The sequence below is a fragment of the Protofrankia symbiont of Coriaria myrtifolia genome, assembly GCF_900634755.1.
Classification (GTDB): domain Bacteria; phylum Actinomycetota; class Actinomycetes; order Frankiales; family Frankiaceae; genus Protofrankia; species Protofrankia coriariae.
The window spans coordinates 1-7,242 of record NZ_CAAAFS010000214.1 but is presented as its reverse complement, the minus strand read 5'-3'; the positions used below and the strand labels follow the sequence as shown (position 1 = coordinate 7,242).

Here is a 7,242-nt window from a genome sequence, read left to right as displayed (position 1 = left end):
ACCGTGGCGCGGGCCGCCGGCGTGCGGCGCCGGCGCCGCACGCCGGCGGCCCGCGCCACGGTGACGATCCCCGGCATGCCGGCGATCCGCTCGGCTCCGCCCGGCACTACCTCGACGATCTCGGCCGGGACGAGCGTGCCCTGGCCCGCAGCCTGCTCGCCGCGGTCCGCACCGTCGGGGAGCCGGCGCTGGTGCTCTGCGGCGACCGCTCCCCGGACCGGGGCACGGGCGCGCTGCCCGCGCTGCTGGCGCACGAGCTCGGCGCCGCCCAGGCGCTCGGGCTGGTCGACCTTCGTGTCGACGGCGGGTCGCTGCTGGCCGAGCGCCGTCTCGACGGCGGCCGGCGGGAACGGTTGCGGGTGCGCCCGCCGGCGGTGTGCTCGGTCGAGGGCGCCGGCGTCCGGCCGCGACGGGCGTCCCTGCCGGCGGTCCTGGCGGCGGAGCGCGCCGAGATAGCCGTGCTGGACGCGGAAACCGTCGCCGGCGACGACCTGGCGGCCGCCGTCACGGTCCGCTCGGCGCGTCCGTTCCGGCCGCGGACCAGGGTCGTCCCGCCGCCGTCAGGCACCCCCCGGCAGCGCCTGATGGAGCTGACCGGCGTGCTGGTCGCGCACGAACCGCCCACCATCGTCGGCCCTGTGAACGCCGCCGGCGCGGCCGACGCGCTGCTGGCCTTCCTGGAACGCAACGGCTACCTCGGCGAGCGGCCCTCCGCCGGGCCGTAGCCGCGCTACCGTCGGCGGTGGCTGCCCGGCGCCCGGCATCCGGCACGCGGCATCCGCCGTATCAGGGCTGTTCCTGCCAGGGCCGCCTCCGCAGGGGCTTCCCTGGCAGGGGCAGCCGCCGTACCAAGCGCCGTTGTCCCGTGGAGGGTGGACCTTGAAGGCCGTCAACCGGCAGATCCGTCTCGCGGCCCGTCCGGTGGGCCTGCCCGCCCCCGGCGACTGGGAGCAGGTCGAGACAGTGGTTCCCACCCCCGGTGAGGGGGAGTTCCTCGTCGAGATCAGCTATGTCTCCCTCGACCCGGCCATGCGGGGCTGGATGAACCAGGCGCGCTCCTATGTCCCGCCGGTGCCGCTGGGGGAGGTCATGCGCGCCTATGCGGCCGGCCGCGTCGTCGCCTCCAGACATCCCGGGTTTGCCGTGGGTGACCATGTCACCGGGCCGTTCGGGGTTCAGGAGTACGCGGTCTGCGACGGCCGGGGCGTCGCCACGGTCGACACCGGCCGGGCGCCGCTGCCGACCTACCTCGGCGCGCTCGGGATGCCGGGCCTGACCGCCTATTTCGGGCTGCTCGACATCGGCCGCCCCCGGCCGGGTGACACCGTGGTGGTCTCGGCGGCCGCCGGTGCCGTCGGCAGCGTGGTCGGCCAGATCGCCAAACGGCTGGGATGCCGTGTCATCGGTATCGCCGGTGGCGCGCGCAAGTGCGGCTGGCTGGTCGACGAGCTCGGTTTCGACGCGGCCATCGACTACAAGGAGCAGAATGTCGAGGACGCGCTGCACAAGCACGCCCCCGACGGCGTCGACATCTATTTCGACAATGTCGGCGGTGACATCCTCGACGGCGTCCTCGTCCACCTGGCCCTCGGCGCGCGGGTGGTCATCTGTGGCGCGATCTCGCGGTACAACGCGACCACGCAGGTCAGCGGACCGCGGAACTACTGGTGGCTGCTGATCCAGCGCGCGTCCATGACGGGGATGCTGGTCTCCGACTACGCCGACCGCTATCCGGAGGCGACGGCGGAGCTGGCCAGCTGGCTGGCGGACGGTTCGCTGCGGGCTCGCGAGGACGTCGTCACCGGCGGGATCGGGGGTTTCCCCGAGGTGCTGCTCCTGCTCTTCTCCGGCGGCAACACCGGCAAGCTTGTACTCGAGATCGCCGGCTCCGCCCGCCTGGGCCGGGACGGCTGAGATGACCTCCGGGATGAACGCGCGGCGGTCCGCACGACGGGGGACGCCGCCTGCGTCGTTCCTGGCCGGATCCAGGGCAGCCGCCCGGAACAATGGTGGAGTCCGATCTTCTTTGAGACGTCGCTGTTGATGCTGACGCCGTGCTTACAGCCACGGCGCGCGCACAAGAGGTGATGCTCGCAGGAGGTGGCGCGCACAGGAGGTGAGAGGTGCCCGGGACGGTGGTGAGAGCATGGTGATCACCCCCTGTTGGGGGACCGCCGGATGAACGCGGAGATGACCGTGCGGCGGGTGCTCGCCTGGGCCGCCGAGGCCGCTGGAGCCGACCGGCCGGCGGGTGGTGACGCGGCGAGAGGGCCGGGGCCGCCACCGGTCGGCCCGCTGCGGGACGTCGGCGGGCTCGGTCGTCCCGGTGCGGCCACCGTGACGGCGCTGCGGGAGCTGATCCGCGGCACGGCCGCCCGGCTCGGGACGGGATCGCCTCCGTTCGCCGACCCGGTGCCGGTCGGCCCGGGGGCGCTGCTGCTGGCCGCCGCGGTCGGCGGGCGGGCCGAGCCCGTGCCGGCGCGGGCCCTCGCCGAGGCGTCTCCCGCGGTGGGGCTGCCCGCCGGTGGCTGGGCCGACGCGCTCGCCCGGCACGCCGTGGTCGCTCCGGCCCTGCTGGCCTGCCGGACGGTACACCGCACGCCAACGCCCGAACGGACGGCAACATCCGAACAGGCAGCGATATCCGAACAGGCAGCAACAGCCGGGCGGGCAGCAGCACCCGAGCGGACGGCGGACTCCGGGCCGGCCGCGGCATCCGGGCCGCCCGGGCCGGCAGGGGTGCCCGGGCTGGCCACACCGGCCACACCGGTCGGGCTGGCCACGCCGGTCGGGTTGGCGGCGGAGCGGACGATCGACGCCGAGCTGGCCGACGCGCTGCTGCGGGCGTCTCCCCTGACCGCGGTGCTGTACCGGCCGCCGCTGGCCCGATTGGCCCGCGGTGCCACCGCGATGCAGGCCGCGGCCGCCGTCGGCCTGCTCGGCCGGCCGCGTGGGTGTGCCGTGCTGACCGCGGCGCTGGCCGCCTGGTCGTCCGACCCGGCGGTGCTCGCCTGGCGCGCGGAGCTGCTGACCCGGCTGTCCAACGATCATCCCGATGTCGTGCTCGACGTCTATCTGCTGGCCCGGCTGCGCCACGGCGCCGACTGGGACGGGCGGCTGGGCGCGGCGGCCCGGGCGCTCGCCGGCACCGGGCCGCCCGACGACCTGCCTGTTGCCACCATCCGGTTCTGGGCGCCGCTGGCCGTGCTGGACCAGCGCGACCCGGAGCTGATCCGCTCCCGGATGTTCCTGGACGGCCACCGCGACGCGCTGACCCTTGTCCGGCGGTACCGGCTCGCCGTGTCGGCGGCAGGTGCGGCATGAGTGCGGGTGTACGCACGTTGCGGCTCGTCCCGCTCGACCCGACGGCGTTTCACGATCGCTACGTGTTGGCCGAGACCGACGAACCGGAGCTCACGCTCGGTGAGCTGTTGGCCGACCTGCCGGCGTTCAGCATCACCCCGCTGGATCCGGCCTACCTGGACGTACCGGTCCGGCGGCTCGTCCTGGAGCTGGCCGAACCCGACCCGTCGACCCCGCTCCATCTCCCTCCCGGCCTGGACCTGACGGCCCTCGCCGCGGCCGGCTCACCGCGCGACGGCGGGCCGGCGGCCGGCACCGACGCCGCGGACAACTCGGCTGCCAACCCCGCTGCCGGCGCTGGCAGCGGCCCCGGCAGCGGGGTTGGCGCGGACGTGGGCACCCACGCCAGCAGCACCGGGCGGAACACCCCCCTGCCCGGGCAGGGCGGTGACACAGCCGGGCGGGACGCCGCCGCGGCCGGCCCGGCCGCGGCCGCGGAGTCCGGGTATCCGGAGACGCTGAGCGAGCGGGAAGCCGTGCTGATCGCGCACGACACGGAGATCAACCGGGCCGCCGCGTACCTGGAGAGCGGCCTGTCGGTCCTGGTGCGCTGCGAGAAGCTGCTCGTCGAGCACCTGGCCCACGAGATCGCCGGCCGCTCCGGACGGCCCCAGCGGACGCCGCGGCCCGCCGGCGGCGCCGCGGCCGCGGTGCCGGGGACGCCGTCCGGGCCGGGGGAGGCGACCCCGCTCGGTGGCGGGCGCCGCGCCGAGCTGCTGGTCGCGTTGCAGGCCGCGGTCACCGACGCCAAGCCCGGTGACGTGGTGGTCGTCCCGCATCTGGACCTGCTCGCCGGCGGCAGCGACGCGGCGCTGACGAGCGAGGCCCGGGAGCTCGCCGACGTCCTCTACGAGCGCAGCGCGTGCGTGCTGCTGGCGTTCACCGACCCGTCCCTGGTGATCCCCGAGGTGCTGGCCAACCGGTTCGCGGTCCGGCTGTCGATCGAAATCCTGCCCCGGGAGGTGACGACCGGCTCCGGCGCGCGGGTGCTGGTCACCCGCGAGGAGGCCGGGCTCTTCGACGGCTTCGACGCGGCCGACCTGTACAAGTACGTGGCCGGGATGAACGCCGTCCGGCTGCGCAACGCCCTGCGGTTCGCCTACCACCAGCACCGCCCGGCGCTCCGCGAGGGCGACCGGCGGCCCACCTTCGCCGACCTGCGTCACGAGCTGCGGGTGTTCAAGGCCCGGACGTCCAGCTCGTTCGAGGTGCCGAACGTGCCGTTCTCGGCGATCGGCGGCTACGCGGAGGTCAAGGCCGAGCTGGCGCGGGCGCTGAGCATCATCGGCGGCGCCGTCGACCTGCCCGCCCATCTCCGCCACGACCTGGTGCCGCGGGGGTTCATCTTCCACGGCCCGCCGGGCACCGGCAAGACGCTGTTCGCCAAGGCCGTGGCCGCCCGGCTGGCCGCGACGATCCTCGTGGTCAGTGGGCCGGAGGTCACCGACATGTACGTCGGGGAGAGCGAACGCAAGATCCGCGATCTTTTCGCCGAGGCGCGGCGCAACGCCCCGGCCGTGGTCGTCTTCGACGAGTTCGACTCGATCGCGGCCAGCCGCACCGGCCGGGGCGACGGCGGCAGCCGGGCGGGCAACGCGATCGTCGCCCAGCTGCTCACCGAGCTGGACGGCTTCCGCCCCGAGGTGCCGGTTCTGATCATCGGTACGACTAACCGGATCGACCTGATCGACGACGCGCTGCTGCGGCCGAGCCGGTTCCGCCCGATCAGGATCGGCCTGCCGGACGAGGACGCCCGCCGGGAGATCGTCCGGGTGCACGCCGAGCATTTCGGCATCCCGGTCGACCCCGCGCTGGTGGACACCATCGCGCGGGCGACCGAGGGGTTCAACGGCGACGAGATCCGCTCGGTGTTCCGCGACGGCCGCGCCGACGAGCTGGTCGGCGACCCGCGGCGGCCCGCTGACGCCCGCCGGCTCGGCGAGCTGATCGGGGCGTTGCGGGCGGCCCGACAGCAGCGGGAGCTGGCGAAGAGCCCGCCGTCGGACCGGCGCACCGAGTGCGCCATACGCCGTGACATCACGGATACGCTCCCGATCGTCACCGATGGGGAAGAATCCACCACGGACACGGACGGGAACTCCCGGGCCGGGACGTCCCGTGCCACCGGTACCAGGCCCGGCCGGGGAGAGAGCACCGCGCCATGACCACACCAGCGCTGGACCAGCCGACCAGGGTGCTGGCGCGCACGTTCGCCACCCGGCTCCGCGACGTCCGGCAGGACTTCGTGGACCGGGACGAAGCGGTCGACCTGCTTGCTCTGGCCGTCCTGTGCCGCGAGCACGTCCTGCTCGTCGGGCCGCCGGGAACCGCCAAGAGCAGCCTGCTGGAACGCTTCCGCCGCACGCTCGACGCCCGCTGCTTCAGCTATCTGCTGACCCGGTTCACCGAACCGGCCGAGCTGTTCGGGCCGATCGACATCCGGCGGCTGCGGACCGAGGGCGTCTACCAGGTGAACACCGCCGGCATGCTGCCCGAGGCCGACATAGCCCTGCTCGACGAGGTGTTCCAGGGCAGCTCGGCGATCCTCAACACCCTGCTCACCCTCATCAACGAACGGACCTTCCACAACGGCACCCGGACGGTCGACGCCAGTCTGATCACGCTGCTCGGCGCGTCCAACGACATTCCGGACGATCCGGTGCTGGCCGCGTTCAGTGACCGGTTCCTGCTGCGCTGCCGGCTCGGCTATGTCCCCGACGACGACATCGAGGACGTCCTCACCCTCGGCTGGCGCGGCGAACAGGAACTGATCAATCCGGCGGCGGCCGGGGCAGGCGGCCCGGCCGGGCGCACCCGGGTCGGGTTCGGCCTCGCCGATCTCGGCCGGCTCCAGCGCGCCGTCGCCGACATCGACCTGACCGCCGTGCGCGGGCCGTTCGCCCGGATCGTGCGCTCCCTGCGCGCCGAAGGCGTCGTCTTCTCCGACCGGCGGGCGGTGAAGGCGCAGAAGACGTTCGCGGCCCGCGCGCTGCTCGCCGGCCGCGCCGCCGCCGAACTCGTCGACCTCGCCCCGCTCGTCCACCTGTGGACCAGCCCGCGGGACGAGCAGACGATACGCCGGATCGTCGCCGACGCCGGCGTGCCCGTCGACCGGCCCGGCCGTACCGTGCGCAGCTTCGGCGAGCTGCGGATCGACCTCGCCGAGCTGGCCGGCCAGCGTGCGCGGGTGACCGGCGCCGAGGAGTTCCGGGAGCTGCTGCGACGCGGCCAGCGGCTCGTCCTGGAGCTGCGCCGCGACCATCCCGACGCCCGCGACCTGCTCGCCAACGTCCAACGCCACCAGCGGGAGACGATCGCCATCTACCGGGAACGGTTCGCCGAGGAGGAACTGGTCGATGTGTAACCCGCGCCGGGTCCGCGTCCGCGCCGCCCGTGACCTCAGCGACGCCTGGGAGCAGGAGGTCCGCCGCCAGGTGACCCGGCGCGGGCAGGCCACCGGCGACGCCCGGATCCGCGAGCCGCTGACCGCCGGCATCGGCGCGCCCACCCTGGCCGCGCTGACCGGAGTCCTCGCCCGCACCGCCGGGTGGGAACGTGACGGCGAGTCGTTCCGGCACGCCCTCGACGGTGGCTGGCTGAGCTACCACCCCGCCACCCGCGAACTGGAGATCGTCGCGGAGGCCGTCGCCGAGGTGACGGCCTCCGGCGAGGCCAGCGCGGTCGTCCGCGGGCAGCTCGCCGAAACCGTCGAGGCCGAGGGCGAGGGCATCTACTACGACGACAACTACGGCGGCCGGACGCAGCGGTACGCCCGCCGGGAGGCCGCGCGCAACGCCGAGCGGGCCGTCGACGCCCAGGTCGAGGCGCTGCTCGCCGCCGCCCGGCAGCAGGCCGACAGCGCCGAGGGCACCGCCGTGG

6 protein-coding genes are annotated in these 7,242 nt (G+C 74.7%); all 6 read left to right on the top strand.

All coding sequences use genetic code 11. The features are described from left to right. Positions 1-725, top strand: a 725-nt coding sequence (locus tag CM1CMNOD_RS12160) for a mycofactocin-associated electron transfer flavoprotein beta subunit (protein ID WP_131773993.1), incomplete at its 5' end; no start/stop codon positions are given. A gap of 154 nt (positions 726-879) precedes the next feature. Next, the gene (locus CM1CMNOD_RS12155) at positions 880-1,914 is read left to right on the top strand and encodes an NADP-dependent oxidoreductase (protein ID WP_013873921.1); all 1,035 of its coding nucleotides are present in this window, start codon (positions 880-882) and stop codon (positions 1,912-1,914) included. A 264-nt stretch (positions 1,915-2,178) separates the two neighbouring features. After that, a complete protein-coding gene (locus CM1CMNOD_RS12150; RefSeq protein ID WP_013873920.1) occupies positions 2,179-3,324 on the top strand; it encodes a hypothetical protein in 1,146 nt (381 codons plus the stop codon). Further along, positions 3,321-5,528, top strand: coding sequence for an ATP-binding protein (locus CM1CMNOD_RS12145; RefSeq protein WP_013873919.1), 2,208 nt, complete (start codon positions 3,321-3,323; stop codon positions 5,526-5,528). The genes CM1CMNOD_RS12150 and CM1CMNOD_RS12145 overlap by 4 nt, the downstream gene beginning before the upstream one ends. Beyond that, positions 5,525-6,727 carry an AAA family ATPase gene (locus CM1CMNOD_RS12140; RefSeq protein WP_013873918.1) on the top strand — a complete coding sequence of 401 codons (1,203 nt, stop codon included), beginning with the start codon at positions 5,525-5,527 and terminating at the stop codon, positions 6,725-6,727. The genes CM1CMNOD_RS12145 and CM1CMNOD_RS12140 overlap by 4 nt, the downstream gene beginning before the upstream one ends. Continuing rightward, a partial coding sequence (locus CM1CMNOD_RS12135) for a molecular chaperone DnaJ (protein WP_131773992.1) occupies positions 6,720-7,242 on the top strand: 523 nt, incomplete at its 3' end. The genes CM1CMNOD_RS12140 and CM1CMNOD_RS12135, both read left to right, overlap by 8 nt.